Below are 18744 nucleotides of genomic sequence, written 5' to 3'. Positions count from 1 at the left end.
ACATAATGCATACACTTACTAGGCGATAGAAAGGAATACCTACATTGAAAGATCCAAATTCTCAATATCAAATAGACTACGTATTACTATTCATCTTATTTGCCATTGGGATTGTTAGTTGCTTTGCAATTGCAAGTGCACAAGCCTCTTTACCATCATTTTTGCAAAATATAAATTTTGTATTAAAGCAAATCCAATGGTACTTCATTGGGTTTATAGCCATTGGTGTAATTATGATTATTGATTTTGATCGTTATCAAAAAATTGCTTGGTATTTATATAGCTTTGCATTGGTACTACTTATTGGACTAGAACTTCAAGTACCAGGCGCCATTACAATTAAAGGTGCTACCGCTTGGTACAAGCTTCCAGGTATCGGAAATTTCCAGCCTTCTGAAATTATGAAATTGTTTTTAATTATCGTCACCGGACGAATTATAGCAAATCACAATGAGAAATATTTTTGCCGAACAATACACGACGATTTTTTATTACTCGGAAAAATATGCGCAACAAGTTTGCCGCCCCTACTACTTATTGCAAAGGAACCTGATTTAGGAAACACAATGGTAATTTCCGCTATGCTCGCAGCAATGATACTAGTTTCTGGTATACGTTGGCGTTTTATTTTCGGATTAATTTCCGGTATTTTTGCAACTGGCTTTACATTAACTTATATTTTTTTTACTCATACAAAATTCTTTAAAGCACACATTTTACAAGAATATCAATTAAATCGCTTCTACGGATGGTTAGCGCCATACAAATATGATGCGCAAGGCTATCAATTAAGACAAGCTTTCTTAGCTACTGGATCAGGGGAAATGCAAGGAAAAGGTTGGGAAAATGGACAAGTATACTTTCCTGAACCACATACAGATTTTATTTTCACTAATGTCGCTGAACAATTCGGTTTTTTAGGCGCAAGTGTCATTATTGCACTTTTTTTCCTACTTATTTTCCGCATGATTCATATCGCTTTAGAAAGTAATGACCCTTTCGGTAGTTACATTTGTGCTGGTACAATCGGAATGTTTACTTTTCAAGTATTTCAAAATATCGGGATGACCATTGGATTATTACCTATTACAGGAATCACATTACCCCTTATGAGCTACGGAGGAAGTTCCTTACTCACATACATGATAGCGATTGGATTTGTTTTAAACGTTCGCTCAAGAACGAAAATCTTTATGTTCAACTGACGCACAAAAACGGTATATTTTTATCTCTATCCTTTTTTAGATATACTAATGAAAAATATGATGGAGGTTTAAATATGAAATATGACATTATAGGGGATATACATGGATGCTTCCAAGAGTTCCAAGACTTAACGACGAAACTCGGATATAACTGGAATAGTGACCTGCCAATTCACCCTGATCAACGTCAAATTGCGTTTGTTGGTGATATTACTGATCGAGGCCCTCATTCATTACGTATGATTGAAATTGTATGGGAACTTGTCATAAATAAAAAAGTAGCTTATTACGCTCCGGGAAATCACTGTAATAAACTATACCGATTTTTCCTTGGGCGTAATGTAACAATCGCTCATGGGCTCGAAACAACTGTTGCTGAATATGAAGCACTGCCTTCTCATAAACAAAGCATTATAAAAGAAAAATTCATCACACTTTACGAGCAATCTCCTTTATATCACGTACTCGATGAGAAAAGGTTACTTGTATGTCACGCCGGAATTCGGCAAGATTATATAGGAAGACAAGATAAAAAAGTACAAACCTTTGTATTATATGGTGATATTACAGGAGAAAAACACGCTGACGGCTCACCTGTCCGTCGCGACTGGGCAAAAGAATATAAAGGACAAGCTTGGATTGTATATGGACATACACCTGTAAAAGAACCTCGCTTTGTAAATCATACAGTCAATATTGACACTGGCGCTGTATTTGGCGGCAAACTAACTGGACTACGTTATCCCGAAATGGAGACCGTTTCAGTCCCTTCCTCCCTGCCTTTTGTCCCTGAGAAATTCCGCCCAATTTCATAACTCCCCTTATTTACGTATCATTCATAAATTACGAGGGATTATCGTATCATTTAAGTGGCTCTCATATAAAAACTGGGTAAAGTAATGAAAAAAAGATGCACTAAAGTGCATCTTTTTTTCATTACACGGCATATACTGTCGCAGGAGGTGACAGAATGAAGAAAAAATCTTCTAAACAAAAAAGAAAATGCCCGCCTTTTTATCTGCCCATGTACGGAATTAACAACTGGTGCAGCATTCGAGCTGCAGCTTTAGAAGAACTAGAAGGACAAGAGGCTTCCCCCAAAAACAAAGCTAGACCGAAATACGTCTCTTTAGAAAATGCTGTAATGAGCCGCATAATTGATAATAGAAAAACAAAGATGCAGCAAAAAAATAATCCTCTTCCTACTCATAACGAACAGGTTATGCCTTCTGAGCAAACAGAGAAAAAGACAGAAGAAAGCATCCCTGTAGCAATAAATAAAAAAGCGGAATCAGAAATTCCAGCTGCTATTATAAATCAAGTGAAGAAAATAAAAGAAGCATTAGCACCATCAGGTGATATACAAACAGAAAAAACTATTATAATTCAAACCCCTACACCTGAAAATACAAAAGTAAAAAAAGGGGGACGGTATGCATATGCAGAAGGACTGCACTCTAATGCAGAGGGTACAGCTTCACACGCAGAAGGGCTTCTTACACACGCAAAAGCTTCTTTCTCCCATGCAGAAGGATCAAAAACAAAAGCAACTGGACATAGTTCCCATAGTGAAGGAAGTGAAACGATAGCAGGTGGCTCTTATTCTCATGCGGAAGGTAAACATACAATCGCTTTAGGCGAAGCAGCACATGCAGAAGGAACCGCTACTATCGCTAACGGATTCTCTTCTCATGCGGAAGGTAATCATACATCAACAGCTCATTTTGCAGGTAGCCATATTATGGGACGCTTCGGCACAGCAGAAGAATCATATTCTTGGTTTATTGCAAACGGAACAAATGAAACCGATCATAATATCGGTGCAAAGTGGCTTGCTCATAATGGAGAAATGTATATTGATGGCGCTTCTTATAATGCAAGCGGAACTGATTTTGCACAAATGTTTGAAACAGCAGACAATACTCTTATTGATGTAGGTTATTTCGTTACATTTAGTAGCGAAGAAAAAATTCGAATCGCTACTTCAAACGATTCATTCATTTTAGGAATATCTAGTGCAACCCCCGCTCTTATAGGAAATAGCGGTGCTTTAAGTTGGCAAAAGCGCTACAAAACAGATAGCTTTGGAAAACGCCAATATGTACGCTCGGAATCACAAGACATACAACCACTTTTAAATACAGAATGGGATCCAGCTTGCAAATATATAGCAAGGAAAGATCGTACCGAGTGGCTTCCTGTCGGATTAATTGGACAAATGTTAGTACGGGATGACGGCACTTGCGAAACCCATGGATATTGCAGTCCAAATGACGATGGCATTGCTACAAAATCCGAAAGTGGTTTTTTCGTTATAAAGCGTACGGGTGAAAATCAAATTTTAATATTATTCCGCTAAGAAAAAAGGGAACAAAATTCTTCGTTACATAAGAATTTTGTTCCCTTTTTAAGCGTGCTTTAATACCTCTTGCATATCACTTGGAATCGTTGCAGTGAAAGACATTTCCTTCTCTAAAATAGGATGATAAAACGTCAAAGATGTACTATGAAGTGCTTGTCGTTGCATTTCATCCCTTTTTCCACCATATAAATTATCGCCAAGTAGCGGATGCCCTATATGCGCCATATGCACACGAATTTGATGTGTTCTTCCTGTATCAAGCTCAAGCGATACATGTGTCTTATGATTGGCGCTATCAATCACTCTAAAATGAGTAACTGCTCTTTGCCCATCATCACAAACCGTCCGCTCAATAATGCTATCCGGCTTTCGTCCAATCGGTGCATCAATTGTTCCTTTTCGTTCTATCATCTCCCCATGAACGATTGCTTCATACGTTCTTTTCACAGCTTTTTGTTGATGCTGTTTCGATAAAAGATGATGCAGGAAACGGTTTTTTGCAATAAGCATAAGCCCAGAAGTATCACGATCTAATCTTGTTACAATATGCACCGTGCTTGCAAGATGCTGCTTATCATAATGAGATAAGAGCGCATTCGCAACACTTCCTGTTGGATGTTCTCTAGACGGAATCGTTGACATATTCGCCTCTTTATTAATGACAAGAACCGCATTATCTTCATATACAATATATAAAGGGATATCTTCTGCAATCATCCCTTCACTTCTTTCCTCCACCGGAAAAAAGACACGTAATTCTTCACCAGCTTGCAACTGATGACGTACGCTCGCATGTTGACCATTTACTTCAATAGCTCCACCGTGAAACTTTATATCCGTTAATGCGGCTTTAGAAATCCCTTTTGTTTTTAAAAATTCTCTAACTAAAGTTCCCTCTTCAGCCGATTCTATATCCCATTTCAATGTAAATCTGTTCAAATATATAAACCCTTTCTATTTATCTGCAACAAACGAGTCACGAACTCGTTTCCAGAACGGGAATGGACGGAAACGAACAAATCGTACTTTTTCGTTTGCAACGCGATACTGAATTGATTTCACATCTTGATGAACCATCGTTAAATGGTCCACTGTAATTTGTAAGTTCATTCCTGCAGCAGGCTTCAACACACATGTATGATGTTTCGGCAATACGAGCGGCGAACCTACCGTACGAAACACACGGTTATTAATAGATGCCATTTCTGCAATTTGAATCGCTTCAATAGAAGGGTGAATAATCGCTCCGCCAAGCGCCTTATTATACGCAGTACTTCCTGAAGGAGTAGAAATACAAAGGCCATCCCCACGGAACGTTTCAAAGTACTCTCCGCGTATTTCCACTTCTGTTACTAATGTACCTTCTGCACTTTTTACAGTCGCTTCATTCATCGCCAAATACTGTGACTCTTTACTCCCATTCACATAGCGAATAATCACTTCTAAAAGCGGATATTCCACCACTTGGAATGGTGTTTTAGCAATTGCAATTACTAATTTCTCTACTTCTGTCGGTAACCAATCTGCATAGAAACCTAAATGCCCTGTATGTACGCCAACAAATGCTGTTTCATCTAATCGATTATAGTAACGGTGAAACGCATATAAAAGCGTTCCATCTCCTCCAACAGAAATTACAATATCGGGTTCCTGTTCATCCATTATAAATCCAAAATCTAGCAAGTATTCTTTCATCGTGCTTGCCAGTGTATCTGATGATTGATCTCCCTTTGACATAATTGTAAATTTCATCGCCCAACACCCTTTAGTTTATGATTCGGAATCTTTCGTTTCTTGCTTTCTTGAAAAAACTTTCTGCGCTTCTTGAATTTCAAGACGGATAGAAGACATTTCTTCATCTAATAAAAATGCTGCTTCCGCTGCACGCTGCAAGCGTATTTTAATATCTTCAGGAAAACGTCCACTATATTTATAATTTAAAGAATGCTCAATTGTTGCCCAAAAGTTCATTGCCAACGTGCGTATTTGGATTTCTACCAATACTTTTTGTTCTCCTTGAATCGTTTGAACAGGATAACTAATAACAACGTGATAAGAACGATAACCACTATCTTTCTTTTGCGTGACATAATCACGTTCTTCCACGATTTCAAAATCATTTCGTTTTCGAAGATATTCTACAACAGGCTTAATTTCGTCAACAAATTGACACATCATTCGAAGACCCGCGATGTCTTGCATATCTTCTCTCAGCCGGTCTAACGGTACATTTCTCTTCTCCGCTTTATCAATAATACTTGCAACCGACTTTACCCTTCCTGTTACAAACTCAATTGGAGAATGCTCTGTTAACATTGCAAATTGAGTACGCATTCCTTTTAGTTTCACTTTCAGCTCTGCCACCGCTTGATGGTAAGGTGCTAAAAATTCTTCCCAATTTCGATTCATTTCAACCACCACCAAAATCAATCCATTTGCTTATAGAAATACTTTTTCTACAGCAGTTACTAGTTCTTCTCCGTAATTTGCATTACCTTCAATATTTTCAACTAAATATTCTACTTCTTCTTTTAATCCTTCTAATTCCATTTCAATGTCATTCACGCGAACAAACATTACCACATCGTTATTCATCGCTTCATGCATCGCTTCCCAGCATGTGTGCGGAATACTTACATAAATGAAAGATGATTCATTTTCTAAGATATATAAAAATGATAAATTATCTGAGTCTACAAGTACGTGATTACGCGCACTTAACTCCTTTACCGCTATTTCACTATTTTCCGCACAAAAAATAAGAGCATTCTCTCTCTTTTCTACGCTCTTAACTTGGATTTTATTTTGCATGCTCTAACTCCTCCATCTCAACTTCCTGTCTTACTTAACAGTATTATTGTATCATAACATGGACGCAAACAAATAAAACATTGAACCAAATTTGTGAAAAAGCGATAATGTGTAAAGAATTATTTATCAAAGGGAGTGCATACAATGAAACAAGAAATTGAAATTGAATTTAAAAATATAGTTACAGAAGAAGAATTCGTTACATTATGTAAATCGTTTTCTATTGAGGTATTTACGAAACAAGTGAATCACTACTTTGAAACACCTAACTTCTCGTTAAAAGAAGCTGGCTCTGCACTTCGTATTCGTCATAAAGAAGAAACTTATACATTAACATTGAAACAACCTGCAGAAGTTGGCTTGTTGGAAACTCATCAAGTCGTAACAGAAGACGAAGCAAGAATGATGATGGAAACAAACGTAATTATTTCAGGGGCTGTAATGGATCAACTACACAAACTACAAATTCCTGTTTCTACTTTAACTTATATGGGTAGTTTAACAACTGAAAGAGCTGAAACGTTATTTGAAGGCGGAACGCTTGTCTTTGACCATAGTTTTTATTACAATCACGATGATTATGAAATTGAATTTGAAGTACAAGATGAAGAAACAGGAAAAGCTGCCTTTATTCATTTATTAAAGCAACACGACATACCAATCCGTCATACAAATAATAAAGTAAAACGCTTTTTCCTTGCCAAACAAAACAAAGCACGCTAAAGTGAAAATTCCACTAGTGAATACGTTCTACTAGTGGATACATCTCACTTTTTGAAAAGGAAAAGATTCTTTTACATCTGTAGAATAAGCAAAGAACGTTATGAAGGCTGTTTATTTGCCCTCCCTAACATTCCATTGCTACAATAGATATACATTTCATGGAAAAAGGAGTTTATAAAGGATGAGCAAGCAACCGATGACACCATTTGAAGCAATTGGCGGTGAACAATGCATTGCAATATTAGTAGACACATTTTATTCCTATGTCAGTAAGCACCCTGACCTATCTCCCATCTTCCCGGATGATTTAACAGAAACCGCTAGGAAGCAGAAGCAATTTTTAACACAATATTTAGGTGGTCCGAATTTGTACACTGAAGAACATGGTCATCCTATGTTAAGAGCACGCCATCTTCCGTTTGAGATTACACCAAAACGAGCAGAGGCTTGGCTATCATGTATGGAGCAAGCAATGGATGACACAGGAGTTCACGGTCATATAAGAGAGTTCGTTTTTGAACGTTTAACATTAACTGCTCAGCATATGGTTAATACTCCAAACGAAACAGGTGAAATATAATGGATAAACAGGAAGCAAAGCATATCAATATGCCATCTCCTTCCGCATGTGAGCATAAGTCTGTAGAAGCATATTTATTTATTGATCCACTTTGTAAAGATTGCTGGGAAATTGAACCCTTTATTATTAAACTATGGCTTGAATACGGGAAATACTTCTCTATTCGTCATATTGTAACTGGAAAAGTGGACGGAACGAACGCTTCCTCACACAAATGGAATAAACCTGCTAATATTCGATTTGTGTGGGAAAAGACGACAAGTTTACAAGGTTTTTCATGTGATGGAAAAGTACATATGCAAGAGGCATCATCAACACCATATTTAGTTTCGATGGCAATTAAGGCAGCGGAGTTACAGGGCCGAAAAGCAGGTTCGAAGTTTTTGCGAAAACTCCAAGAATACATTTTCCTTGAAAATGTATCAAACCCTGACTGCGAATTATTACTTGCATGCGCAAAAGATAGCGAGATTGATGTAGAAGAATTTAAAAAAGATCTATATTCCGCTAGCGCAAAAAAAGCTTTCCAATGTGACTTGAAATTCACAAATGAGATGCATATTACCGAAATACCTTCTCTCGTATTTTTTCATGCGAATTCAGATGAAGAAGGTATTAAAATCGCTGGAACGTATTCCTATGATGTATACGTACAATTATTAAAAGAACTTGTAAAATGTGAAATCGAGCCAGAACCATTACCACCTTTAGAAGTATTACTAGAAGCAACGCAATTTATATCTTCAAAAGAAATAGCATTTATATATGACTGCCCGCAACAAGAGATCGAGCGTGAACTAAAAAAATTACAACTGAAACGAAAAGTACAAATGATTGACGTAAAATGTGAGCGTTATTGGAAATGGATAGCAAAAGAAGAAGACCTGGTGTAAACACCAGGTCTTCTTCTTTACGGCTTATAAAAATATTAAAGGGGATGGGAGAAATTTTCACGTTCAAACAAAGGGGTATATGTTTGTATGTGAATTCGTTCACGCTTATTATATTACAAGATTCGACGTCAGATGACAACCCCTTTTGTCGAATTTCACACTTTTGTCACATTCTAAACGTTTTCATTTCTGAATAAGCTATAAAAAAGCTATTTTGGAGGTATTCTGTATGAAAAAAACGTATATTTTACTAATCTTTCTAGCTGTCATCGTTTCTTTTTTCTTGTACATCCTCTCTCTACTACAAGCTTTTCCTAAAGTTATTGCTCTCCCTCTTTTATTTGGAGTCATTGTCATCGCTCTCTCTTATTTCAACCATAAAAAACGATTTAAAGGGTTTTAACTACAAACACCAACTGCAAAACTGCCTTCTAATTTAGAAAAAAGAAGGAAATTCGTTTTATTCTCTCGACAAATATCGACAAAATGAAACCCAAGCAAAAAGACGAGGTAAATCCCTCGTCTTTCTTTATTACTTCTCTTCAAATAATAATGCTTCTAATTCATTTAATTTCTCTTCAAATACTTGTAGTGCTTCTTTTACCGGTTCTGGAGATGCCATATCTACTCCTGCTTTTTTCAGCACTTCAATTGGATAATCTGAGCTTCCTGCTTTTAAGAACTCATTAATGTAACGTTCTACTGCTGGTTGCCCTTCTTCTAAAATTTGTTTAGATAGAGCCGTTGCTGCACTAAATCCTGTTGCGTATTGGTATACGTAATAGTTGTAGTAGAAGTGCGGAATACGAGACCACTCTAAACCAATTTCTTCATCAATTACTAAAGCATCACCGAAATATTTCTTATTTAAATCATAGTAGATCTCCGTTAACATGTCTGGTGTTACCGCATGTCCCTCTTGTACTTTCTTATGAATAATATGCTCAAACTCTGCGAACATCGTTTGACGGAATACAGTACCACGGAATCCTTCTAAATAATGATTCAATAAGTATAGACGCTCTTTCTTATCTTCTGTCGTTTTTAATAAATAATCGTTTAGCAAGGCTTCATTACAAGTTGATGCTACTTCCGCAACAAAGATTGAATAGTCACCGTATACGTGCGGCTGCGTTTTTCTTGTATAGTAACTATGCACAGAATGGCCAAATTCATGAGCAAGTGTAAATAAATTATTTACATTATCATGCCAGTTCATTAAAATATAAGGATTTGTTCCATATGCACCAGATGAATATGCTCCGCTTCGTTTTCCTTTATTCTCATACACATCTACCCAGCGATTTTCATATGCTTCTTTTAAAATGTCAACATACTCATCACCAAGGACGTTTAAAGACTTTAATAACATGTCTTGTGCTTCTTCATACTTCACGTTCATTTTCACTTCTGGTACAAGTGGTGTATATAAATCATACATATGAAGCTCATCAAGCCCTAGTGCACGCTTACGAATATCAATGTAACGATGTAGCAAGTGTAAATTATCATTTACAGATTCAACAAGTTGATCGTACACCGCTTCAGGAATATTATTATTACTTAATGCAGCTTGACGTGCAGAATCGTATTTGCGAACGCGCGCATTGAAATTATTACGCTTCACCGCTCCGCTTAACGTACTTGCAAATGTGTTCTTATATTTTCCGTACGTTTCATATACAGCTTTGAATGCATCTTCGCGTACACGACGATCATCACTTTCTAAAAATTGAATGTAACGACCATGTGTAATTTCTACTTCTTCTCCATCCTCACCTTTAATTGATGGGAATTTCAAATCCGCATTATTCAACATACCAAATGTATTACTTGACGAACTCATTACTTCAGATGCTTCTGCTAATAGAGCCTCTTCCGCTTCAGATAATACGTGCGGGCGTTGACGCGTAATTTCTTCTAATGCATGTTCATATATACTTAAATCTCTATTTTCTTTCAAGAATGATTGCAGTGTATCTTCTGAAATCGATAAAATTTCAGGCACAATATATGCTGTACTACTGGATACTTGTGAATATAAATTTGTCGCACGGTCATTTAATGCTTGATACACAGAGTTTGTTGTATCTTGATCGTAACGCATATGTGCATATGTATATAGCTTACCTAATCGCATTGAAATTTCATCTTCATATTGCAATGCTTCAAGTAAATTGTTCGCAGAGTCACCAAGTTTCCCTTTAAATTCAGTTAACTTCGGTAATAAATCTTTAATAGCTTGAAATTCTTTTTCCCATTCTGCATCTGTTTGGAAAATATCTTCTAATCGCCACGTACTTGATTCTTCAATCTCATTGCGATCTGGTAATGTTTTTGCTGTGTTTTGTTCAGACATCCTTTAAGCCCTCCTTTAAATATCTCTACTTACATACAATTCGATTTTTCTTATGTAATTCCTTCACGATCAGTCTTTATTATATCCCCTTTTCCTTCTCTCATGTTGTACTTTGCCTCAAATAAAGATAAGGCATACGCTAAGCAAACTTCATCATATTTCATAACTTCCTGCTCTGTTTTTAACATAGTTATCCCCCTTATTTTCCGGTACTTATAAGTCCCTACTTTCTGCAATACACCTGTATAGCATAAAAATGTCATATATTCAGTAACCGCTACTTTCCATATATGCTGTGAAAAGTACGGGAGCATGCGCCTTTCCGCATACTTTTTTATATAACTACACACATATTGAATGGAAATACAATCCCCTACCGCAAGCTCACCTATACACTTCATATATAGAAAAGCTTGCCATATAAATGGATTTGTTTGAAAAGCGAATGAAGACGGGAGCGGCACACCAATTTCAGAAGGAAAATTTGCTGGGGTACATCTACATTGGTATAAGAGGCGTAATAATGACTTATGATTATAATTCCAAATAGGCAAAGCGTTTTGACGAAAATAGTCCTTTCGCTTCTTCCATTCTCGGTCTAATATTTCCTTTTGGAAAGGAACAGGAGAAAAGAGCATTTCAAAATTAGTCGTTTCAATTGGTAAATATATAATATGTGAGAAAGAGACGCTTGTAGAAAATGAAGTGATAAATGCACATTTCATAAATGATTTTTGTTTTGAACAGAAGAAAATAAGAAGTGGCTGAGGATAAGATTGTAAGGAGAAAGCCATAAGTGAGGAGAATTTCATCCAATTTGCGGAGTGCTTTTTCAATTGATTTCCACCAATGATCCAAACGACCTGTATACCGGCTCGCCAATACGAATAGGTTCGTTTGTACAGCTGTTCTATAGAGAGATTTGCGCACTGGTATTCAATCGCAATTTTTCTCCCTGCTCTCTCTATGAAAATATCTGGTCGTTGCTGAATCTCTGGAAGATAATGCTCTATATCCACATGAAAATTTTGCTGTTTGAACCACCTATATAACAATTCTTTACCATGCATATGATATATAGATTCTGCTTCATAAAATGCTAAACATGAGTCCACTTTCTTATGAGCAAAATGCCACTTTTTTTGTTTCCCTAATTTCATTTGCACTTCCTTCCCGCAAGCTATACAAAAGAAGTTCTCCATTTTACGCATACGGTGTAAAATCTCTTCATCATGATGATAGAGTAGATGAATTTTTTCTCCGTTTTCTCTTTTAGCGATAAACATCGGAATCACACCCTTTCAGCTCCTTATATTCTACAATTTATTACAAATTCCTTTTAAAAAAGAGATGTCCCAATTTCGGACATCTCTTTTTATAATAAAGGCGATAATAGCCGATACGTTGATTCAACAATTCGTCTATGAAGACGCCTTTTATGAAAACGATCGACATGAATTTCACTGGATTCTTCTAAATCGTCTTTAAAATCTTGAACAAGTTTTCGAATGCTATCTGTATCATATAAAAAGGCGTTTACTTCAAAGTTCAAATGAAAACTTCTCATATCCATATTAGCTGTCCCAATTGAAGCTAAATCAGAATCGACAATGACAACTTTACTATGGAGAAAACCTTTTTCATATTCATATATCTTTACCCCTGCATCTAAAAGCTCTGGGAAGTACGATCTCGATGCGTAAAAGACAGTACGCTTATCAGGCTTGCTCGGCATTAACAAACGAACATCAATACCAGCAAGTGCAGCTACCTTTAATGCAGATAAAATATCATCATCCGGAATGAAATATGGCGTCGCAATCCAAATGGATTTCCGCGCAGAGGCAATCATGGCAAAATATAAATGTTTAATGGTTTCCCATTTATTATCCGGTCCACCTCCAACGAGCTGCACGCCTCCCCAATGATCCCCCTCAACTGCTTTCGCTTGTAAATATTCAGGGGCTAGCACAGCCTCACCAGTCATATAAAACCAATCTTGAAGGAAAATAAGCTGTAAACTTTGAACAGCCTCACCACGCAAATATAAATGCGTATCTCGCCAAAAACCGAAGTACTTATCCTTCCCTAAATATTCATCACCAATATTTAATCCACCTACAAACCCTTCATTTCCATCAATAATAACGATTTTCCGGTGGTTTCGATAATTAATCTTATCGTTTAAAATTGGAAAGCGCACAGGGAAGAACGGAATCATTTCGACACCTGCATCATTTAATTCTGCAATATACGCTTTTGATAATTTAAAACTACCAACCGCATCATACAAAAAACGAACGACTACGCCTTCTTTTGATTTTTGTATTAAAATATCTTTAATTTCTGTTCCAAGCTTATCATCACGCACAATGTAATACTCCATATGAATATGGTGTTTCGCTCGCTTTAATCCATCTAAAATGGCCTGAAACGTTTCATCTCCATTTGTTAATGTTCTCGTTTCAGTTTGAAATGAAATATTTAAAGCGCCTAAGCGATCCGCTAAACGAAATAACAGCTCTTGATGCTTATGGTTGCGCAAAATCCGTTCGTCGTGATCTTCATGCCCTTTATATTGTAAAAACGCTTGTTCATCGAGCAGCGCCTTCTTTTGGAACATTCTCTTCCTCCGAAAGTTTTGTCCAAATAATAAATAAGCGAAGAATCCAAATACCGGAAAAATACCTAACACAATGAGCCATGTAAGTGTTTTAGACGGATGACGGTTCTCTAAGAAAATAACGCAGCCAATTAAAAATGCAGATACCGTAAATAAAATACTAATAATACCTAAAATCGAAACATCCTTTATCCCAATTACATCCGAATAAAATGCAACATCAATAAACATACGTAACGAAACAAATAATGCGAACAATAGTAAAACAAAGAAAATCAACTTTAACGTATTTTTCATCTCTTACCTCCTTACTAAGAAAGCTTTCCTATTCTTCATATAAAAAGCCGATTTCATACTACAGAAATCGGCCTACGTTTTAGCAGGAAAATTATTGCGAATTGTTTCAAGCGCATGCTCTTTCACAATTTGTTTCCCATACTCACTTACACGATGAATTGTTAAAGTTGACTCTTCTCCGTATTCTAAAACGATACTTAAAATACGATCAATTTCTTCTTCATCATGTAGCACTTCATCGAATTCCACATATACATAATAGCGGTTCTCAAATGAATATAGCTCATCTTTTATATCCTCAAAGATAAGACGATGACTTAATGAAATGACATCTTCAAAATCATTAAACTTAATTAAAAAGCCAAAGGTACCATCTTCGTTAAAGTTTGTTCCTGCTTGCTCTTCTACCTCTTCCACTAATTCTTGCTGGAATAATGATTCAATACCTTCATCTAGAGGAATGTCTATAATTTTATCTACACCTATCGGTAGTTCTAACTTTTGTCCATCCTTTGAAAGCTCTGCTTTCGTGACAAGTACTTCAATCCCTTTATCGACTGCTTGCACTTGAATCCATAACGGTCCATCAATAAAGAAATCGTCATGATCACGAGCTTCGTCCATCATCTCCCAAAAGAGCTCTTCACTTCGTTCGCGATCATACCAAATCTCTTCACGATTAAACCCTCTGTCCTCTATATCAATGTACGTAATAAAAAATTTCATCGTATGGTCATTAATTCTTTCAATATCCAAAATACAACTCTCCCTTCCTGCTTAGAATTGTTATGAAGGGATTCCCCACTCATATGACAAATCAATAGATTCTTGTACTCTCATTTTATGATAAGATTCTCCAGAATGGAAATAAAATCGATTTATTTTACAAAAATAGTTATATGCCTATCTTTATTCGACCATCTACACAAATATATCATTATAGCGATTTCTCACTCATAAAAAATTTGGACATACATTTCCACCTTCCCCCGTACACTGTAATAAAGTGAAACTGTTATTAGAGAAGATTATTTAGTCTCTCTCTTCACAACATACATATAGTTCGCTTATTAAAACATCATAAATGGAGGCAGACGAATGGACTTAGAGTTTTTAACATCTGTACTAATGATTGTCGGTATCGATGTTGTGTTAGGTGGTGACAACGCAATTGTCATCGCACTAGCTAGCCGAAATTTACCTGAACCAAAACGAAATAAAGCCATTTTGATCGGTACTCTTTTAGCAATCGTACTAAGAATCGTCCTTACTATACTAGCTGTCTATTTACTCGACATCCCATTTCTGCAACTGACCGGGGGCATTTTACTTACATTAATTGCAGTAAATTTACTAACTGATAATAGCAACGATCTTTCTTCTATTCAAGGAAAAACAACTTTATTTCAAGCTGTGCGTACAATAGTATTCGCGGATCTCGTTATGGGGTTTGACAACGTTATCGCCATTGCAGGGGCAGCTCACGGAAGATTTTTACTCGTAATAATCGGCTTACTCATTTCTATCCCGATTATTATTTGGGGCAGCAAACTCATTTTAATACTTATGGAACGATTTCCATTCCTTATTTATTGCGGGGCAGCGATTCTCGCCTATACAGCAGGAAAAATGGTCACACATGAAGACAGACTGGCATCTTTTTTTCATAACAACCCAAGTTTCACTGCAAGCATTCCGTACTTGTTTATTTTCACCATTTTATGCATCGGCTTTATCGTTCAACAAGTTCGATTACGAAATGTGAAACATTAAAAAAAACCTTCTACTATATAATAGGTAGAAGGTTTTCATATTATTATAATTAATTTACAAGACGCTGTGCTTCACGCAATTGGAACGTTCTTACTGTACGTGGTAAGAAACGGCGGATTTCGTCTTCATTGTAACCTACTTGAAGGCGTTTCTCGTCAATCATAATTGGACGACGTAAAATCCCTGGATAGTCACGAATCATCTTATATAAATCTTGAAGTGGTAAAGACTCTAAGTTTACATTTAATTCTTGGAAAACTTTCGAACGAGTAGAAATAATTTCATCCGTTCCGCTTTCTGTCATACGTAAAATCTCTTTAATTTCCTCAATCGTTAATGGGTCTGAGAAAATATTACGTTCTGTATAAGGAATATGATTTTCCTCTAGCCATAATTTCGCCTTTCTACAAGACGTACAGCTTGGAGAACTATATAATGTTACCATACAAAGCTCACTCTCCTTAAAGAGTACAAATTCTGTACTAATTACAGTTTAAATTTCTAAATTCAGCAATTTTTCTCGATACCTTGTCTTATAACAAAGTGCAAAAATCGCATTTCATGTAAGCAACAACTTTTAGCAAACAACAATTACTTTTAATAAGTAACTTCTATAATCATTATACAATAGATTTTGCAAGAAATATACAGTAAATTTCCTTCTAATTGAGAAAACTCTTCCGTGTATTCCACTGCTATGTAACATGACCACACTTACATTAACTGTTCTTTAACACTAACCTTCAACCCTCTTAACGCTTGCTTTTCATAGATTTTTCATGTGATATATAGTTATTTTCTCATAATCTTTCCTGTGAAAAAGAGAACGTTTTCTTACCTTTTCCTGATAAATCAATTAAGAAATGTAAGACTATATAAGTGAGAATCAAAAAGAACATTTGTTCTTATTTTAACAAACATTCTCATTCATGTCTATACGATTTCTAAAATAAATCAATTATTTTTCTGACATTTCTTTCTTTTTTATCTTTTATCTCATACAATAAACATACAGACAGGCAAAGGGGGAATTTGCAAATGATTGCTTTTTTTATTGATTTTGTCACTGTTGCTGCCCTCATCATCGGAATAACAGCATTGATTGGTGTCATTACAAATAGCATTGGTGAAAAACTCTTTGGCGGGAAAGAAAAGATGAAGTTTGTTAATAAAAGCTTGGATGTCCAATCCGGCTGGAATCAAGTTGGCGGGAAAGGCATTTATAAGAAACGTACGTATTAAAAAAAGCAGGTAATCACCTGCTTTTTTCTTATTTCTCTACTGACGCCCATTTAAAGCTTAAGTCGCCGCCATATTTATGGTTGTACATATTTTTAATTGATTCTCTTTGTAAGTATGCTCTACCACGTTGATATACTGGAACAATTGCAGCATCATCAAGTAACATTTTCTCCGCTTCTAGTAAGCTTTTCCAACGAGCATTTACATCGCTTCCATCTTTCTTTGCTTTCATGATAATTTCATCATATTTCGGGTTAGAATATTTCATTTTATTTTGTGATCCATCAGTTACGAACATATCAAGATATGTAATTGGATCTGGGAAGTCTGCACTCCATCCAGAGAATGACATGACGAAATCGCCCGCATCTTCTAATTTTAGTTTTTGTGCAAATGGTTGTTGTTTAATTTTCACTGTTAAACCTGGTAAATTCTTTTCTAACTCACCTTTTAAATATTCGCCCGTTTTCTTCGATAATTCAACATCTTCATTTAATAATTCTAATTCGATTTCATTTTTACCAAGCTCTTTTTTACCAGCTTCCCAATATTTCTTCGCTTCTTTCACGTTTGGTTTTACAATATCCCCATTTACAGCACGGAAGTCCTTTTTATCCGGTCCTTTAATGAAGTTATCAGGAATTAATCCTGTTGCTGGCTTAGAACCGTTATTTAATAATGTATCAACGAACGGCTTACGTTCAAAAGCAAGTGAAATTGCTTTACGAATATTTTTATTTGCTAACGCTGGATCTTTTTGATTTAAACGAAGGAAGAATACAGATGTATCTTCTACTGTTTGGAAATCTGGTTTTCCTTTATATTTATCGATGAACTCTGCTAATAACGTCGCTCGATCGACTGCGTTTGTTTCATATAAATTAATTGGCGTGGACGTATCTTTTACAATATTAAAGTTTACTTCCTCAATCTTCACTTCTTTATTGTCCCAATATGACGCGCTCTTTGTCATTTTAAAGCTACGTTCATGTTGCCAATCACTTAGTGTAAATGGTCCGTTATAAAGTGTTGTATTCGCTTCCAAACCAAACTTCGTACCTTGCTCTTTCACAAACTTTTCATTCACAGGATAGAAGATTGGATATACCATTAAATCTACAAGATATGGAATTGAATTGTCTAATTCCACTTCTAATGTATAATCATCAATCGCTTTTACACCTAATTGATCTGGACTCATCTCTTTTTTATTAATTTTCTCTGCATTTTTTATATCATACATAATGTACGCTGATTTCGCAGCTGTATCTGGGTTAATTGCTCTTTGCCATGCGTACACGAAATCTTTCGCCGTCACAGGCTCACCATTTGACCATTTTGCGTCTTCACGTAATTTAAATGTATATTTTTTACCGTCTTCTGACTTTTGGAATTCCTTTGCTACACCTGGAACAAGCTTATCATCTTTTCCTAAACTGTATAAGCCTTCCATCGTATTAGTCATTACTCTTGAAGAAACTGCATCAGCTGATAACGCTGGATCCATCGTTGGAATTTCTTGTGTTTCAATTAAATTAATGACTTGCTTCGCACCGCTTTTCCCGCTATCCCCTTTTGCGTTCGCTTGCGGCTCATCTTTTTGGTAGCTACATGCCCCTAACATCATGCTCATCGCTACTGTTGATACTACAAAAACTGGCATCTTTTTTTTCATACTTCCACCCTCCACAAAAATGTTAGCCCTTTCATTTTCAAACAAAAAGAAATATATATATGTTCTAATAATTCATATTATACACAAAAATATATTTTTTGTATATTTATATTTCTATTTTATTAAAATTTTCTGTTAAAAAATAAACCCTTGTAAACGTTTCATATTGCTGATTAACCTTACTAAAGTGTTGAAAATAGT

19 protein-coding genes are annotated in these 18744 nt (G+C 35.9%); 9 read left to right on the top strand and 10 right to left on the bottom strand.

Annotated features, from left to right (window positions below):
- Positions 1 to 44: 44 nt before the first annotated feature.
- From ATN06_RS06305 to ATN06_RS06295, 3 genes are all read left to right on the top strand, one after another.
- Positions 45 to 1205, top strand: coding sequence for an FtsW/RodA/SpoVE family cell cycle protein (locus ATN06_RS06305; RefSeq protein ID WP_060629956.1), 1161 nt, complete (start codon positions 45 to 47; stop codon positions 1203 to 1205).
- Between the two features lie 74 nt (positions 1206 to 1279).
- Positions 1280 to 2020 (top strand): bis(5'-nucleosyl)-tetraphosphatase PrpE, encoded by a 741-nt coding sequence (prpE, locus tag ATN06_RS06300; RefSeq protein ID WP_060629955.1) that lies wholly within the window; start codon positions 1280 to 1282, stop codon positions 2018 to 2020.
- Between the two features lie 155 nt (positions 2021 to 2175).
- Positions 2176 to 3564 carry a peptidase G2 autoproteolytic cleavage domain-containing protein gene (locus tag ATN06_RS06295; protein ID WP_060629954.1) on the top strand — a complete coding sequence of 463 codons (1389 nt, stop codon included), beginning with the start codon at positions 2176 to 2178 and terminating at the stop codon, positions 3562 to 3564.
- Positions 3565 to 3612: 48 nt separating this feature from the next.
- Here ATN06_RS06295 and ATN06_RS06290 read toward each other — a convergent pair whose 3' ends face one another.
- Genes ATN06_RS06290 through ATN06_RS06275 form a run of 4 tightly spaced genes read right to left on the bottom strand, consistent with a single transcriptional unit; the run spans position 3613 to position 6378 of the window.
- Positions 3613 to 4506 carry an RluA family pseudouridine synthase gene (locus tag ATN06_RS06290; RefSeq protein ID WP_060629953.1) on the bottom strand — a complete coding sequence of 298 codons (894 nt, stop codon included), beginning with the start codon at positions 4504 to 4506 and terminating at the stop codon, positions 3613 to 3615.
- A gap of 15 nt (positions 4507 to 4521) precedes the next feature.
- On the bottom strand, positions 4522 to 5319 hold the full coding sequence (locus ATN06_RS06285; RefSeq protein WP_000673195.1) for an NAD kinase: 798 nt from the start codon (positions 5317 to 5319) through the stop codon (positions 4522 to 4524).
- Positions 5320 to 5337: 18 nt separating this feature from the next.
- A complete protein-coding gene (locus ATN06_RS06280) occupies positions 5338 to 5976 on the bottom strand; it encodes a GTP diphosphokinase (RefSeq protein ID WP_060629952.1) in 639 nt (212 codons plus the stop codon).
- 30 nt (positions 5977 to 6006) lie between these two features.
- Positions 6007 to 6378 carry a UPF0738 family protein gene (locus tag ATN06_RS06275; protein WP_048553937.1) on the bottom strand — a complete coding sequence of 124 codons (372 nt, stop codon included), beginning with the start codon at positions 6376 to 6378 and terminating at the stop codon, positions 6007 to 6009.
- Positions 6379 to 6522: 144 nt separating this feature from the next.
- Here ATN06_RS06275 and ATN06_RS06270 point away from each other — a divergent pair, with 144 nt between their 5' ends.
- The 4 genes from ATN06_RS06270 to ATN06_RS06255 all read left to right on the top strand — a co-directional run bounded on the left by ATN06_RS06270 (position 6523) and on the right by ATN06_RS06255 (position 8977).
- A complete protein-coding gene (locus tag ATN06_RS06270) occupies positions 6523 to 7101 on the top strand; it encodes a CYTH domain-containing protein (protein ID WP_060629951.1) in 579 nt (192 codons plus the stop codon).
- A gap of 181 nt (positions 7102 to 7282) precedes the next feature.
- Positions 7283 to 7681, top strand: a complete 399-nt coding sequence (locus ATN06_RS06265; protein WP_060629950.1) for a globin domain-containing protein — start codon at positions 7283 to 7285, stop codon at positions 7679 to 7681.
- On the top strand, positions 7681 to 8574 hold the full coding sequence (locus ATN06_RS06260) for a ClpXP adapter SpxH family protein (RefSeq protein WP_060629949.1): 894 nt from the start codon (positions 7681 to 7683) through the stop codon (positions 8572 to 8574). The genes ATN06_RS06265 and ATN06_RS06260 overlap by 1 nt, the downstream gene beginning before the upstream one ends.
- A 229-nt stretch (positions 8575 to 8803) precedes the next feature.
- The gene (locus ATN06_RS06255) at positions 8804 to 8977 is read left to right on the top strand and encodes a hypothetical protein (RefSeq protein ID WP_060629948.1); all 174 of its coding nucleotides are present in this window, start codon (positions 8804 to 8806) and stop codon (positions 8975 to 8977) included.
- A 129-nt stretch (positions 8978 to 9106) separates the two neighbouring features.
- Here ATN06_RS06255 and pepF read toward each other — a convergent pair whose 3' ends face one another.
- The 4 genes from pepF to mecA all read right to left on the bottom strand — a co-directional run bounded on the left by pepF (position 9107) and on the right by mecA (position 14609).
- Positions 9107 to 10933 (bottom strand): oligoendopeptidase F, encoded by a 1827-nt coding sequence (pepF, locus tag ATN06_RS06250; protein WP_060629947.1) that lies wholly within the window; start codon positions 10931 to 10933, stop codon positions 9107 to 9109.
- Between the two features lie 50 nt (positions 10934 to 10983).
- Positions 10984 to 12228, bottom strand: coding sequence for a competence protein CoiA (locus ATN06_RS06245; RefSeq protein WP_060629946.1), 1245 nt, complete (start codon positions 12226 to 12228; stop codon positions 10984 to 10986).
- Positions 12229 to 12308: 80 nt separating this feature from the next.
- Positions 12309 to 13853 carry a cardiolipin synthase gene (locus tag ATN06_RS06240; RefSeq protein ID WP_060629945.1) on the bottom strand — a complete coding sequence of 515 codons (1545 nt, stop codon included), beginning with the start codon at positions 13851 to 13853 and terminating at the stop codon, positions 12309 to 12311.
- A 72-nt stretch (positions 13854 to 13925) separates the two neighbouring features.
- Positions 13926 to 14609 (bottom strand): adaptor protein MecA, encoded by a 684-nt coding sequence (gene mecA / locus ATN06_RS06235; RefSeq protein ID WP_000350711.1) that lies wholly within the window; start codon positions 14607 to 14609, stop codon positions 13926 to 13928.
- 342 nt (positions 14610 to 14951) lie between these two features.
- Here mecA and ATN06_RS06230 point away from each other — a divergent pair, with 342 nt between their 5' ends.
- Complete coding sequence (locus tag ATN06_RS06230) at positions 14952 to 15626, top strand: TerC family protein (RefSeq protein WP_060629944.1); 675 nt, start codon at positions 14952 to 14954, stop codon at positions 15624 to 15626.
- 49 nt (positions 15627 to 15675) lie between these two features.
- Here the strand turns inward: ATN06_RS06230 and spx are convergent, their stop codons facing one another.
- The gene (spx, locus tag ATN06_RS06225; protein ID WP_000258267.1) at positions 15676 to 16071 is read right to left on the bottom strand and encodes a transcriptional regulator Spx; all 396 of its coding nucleotides are present in this window, start codon (positions 16069 to 16071) and stop codon (positions 15676 to 15678) included.
- 593 nt (positions 16072 to 16664) lie between these two features.
- On the opposite strand from spx, the gene ATN06_RS06215 reads away from it, so the two are divergent.
- Positions 16665 to 16868 carry a hypothetical protein gene (locus ATN06_RS06215; protein WP_000559978.1) on the top strand — a complete coding sequence of 68 codons (204 nt, stop codon included), beginning with the start codon at positions 16665 to 16667 and terminating at the stop codon, positions 16866 to 16868.
- Between the two features lie 28 nt (positions 16869 to 16896).
- Here the strand turns inward: ATN06_RS06215 and ATN06_RS06210 are convergent, their stop codons facing one another.
- Positions 16897 to 18543: a peptide ABC transporter substrate-binding protein gene (locus tag ATN06_RS06210; RefSeq protein ID WP_060629943.1), complete on the bottom strand. Its 1647-nt coding sequence runs from the start codon at positions 18541 to 18543 to the stop codon at positions 16897 to 16899.
- Positions 18544 to 18744 lie beyond the last annotated feature (201 nt).

The sequence above is a fragment of the Bacillus thuringiensis genome (genome assembly GCF_001455345.1).
GTDB classification, from domain to species: Bacteria; Bacillota; Bacilli; order Bacillales; family Bacillaceae_G; genus Bacillus_A; species Bacillus_A thuringiensis_N.
This window is presented reverse-complemented; position numbering and strand designations above follow the sequence as displayed.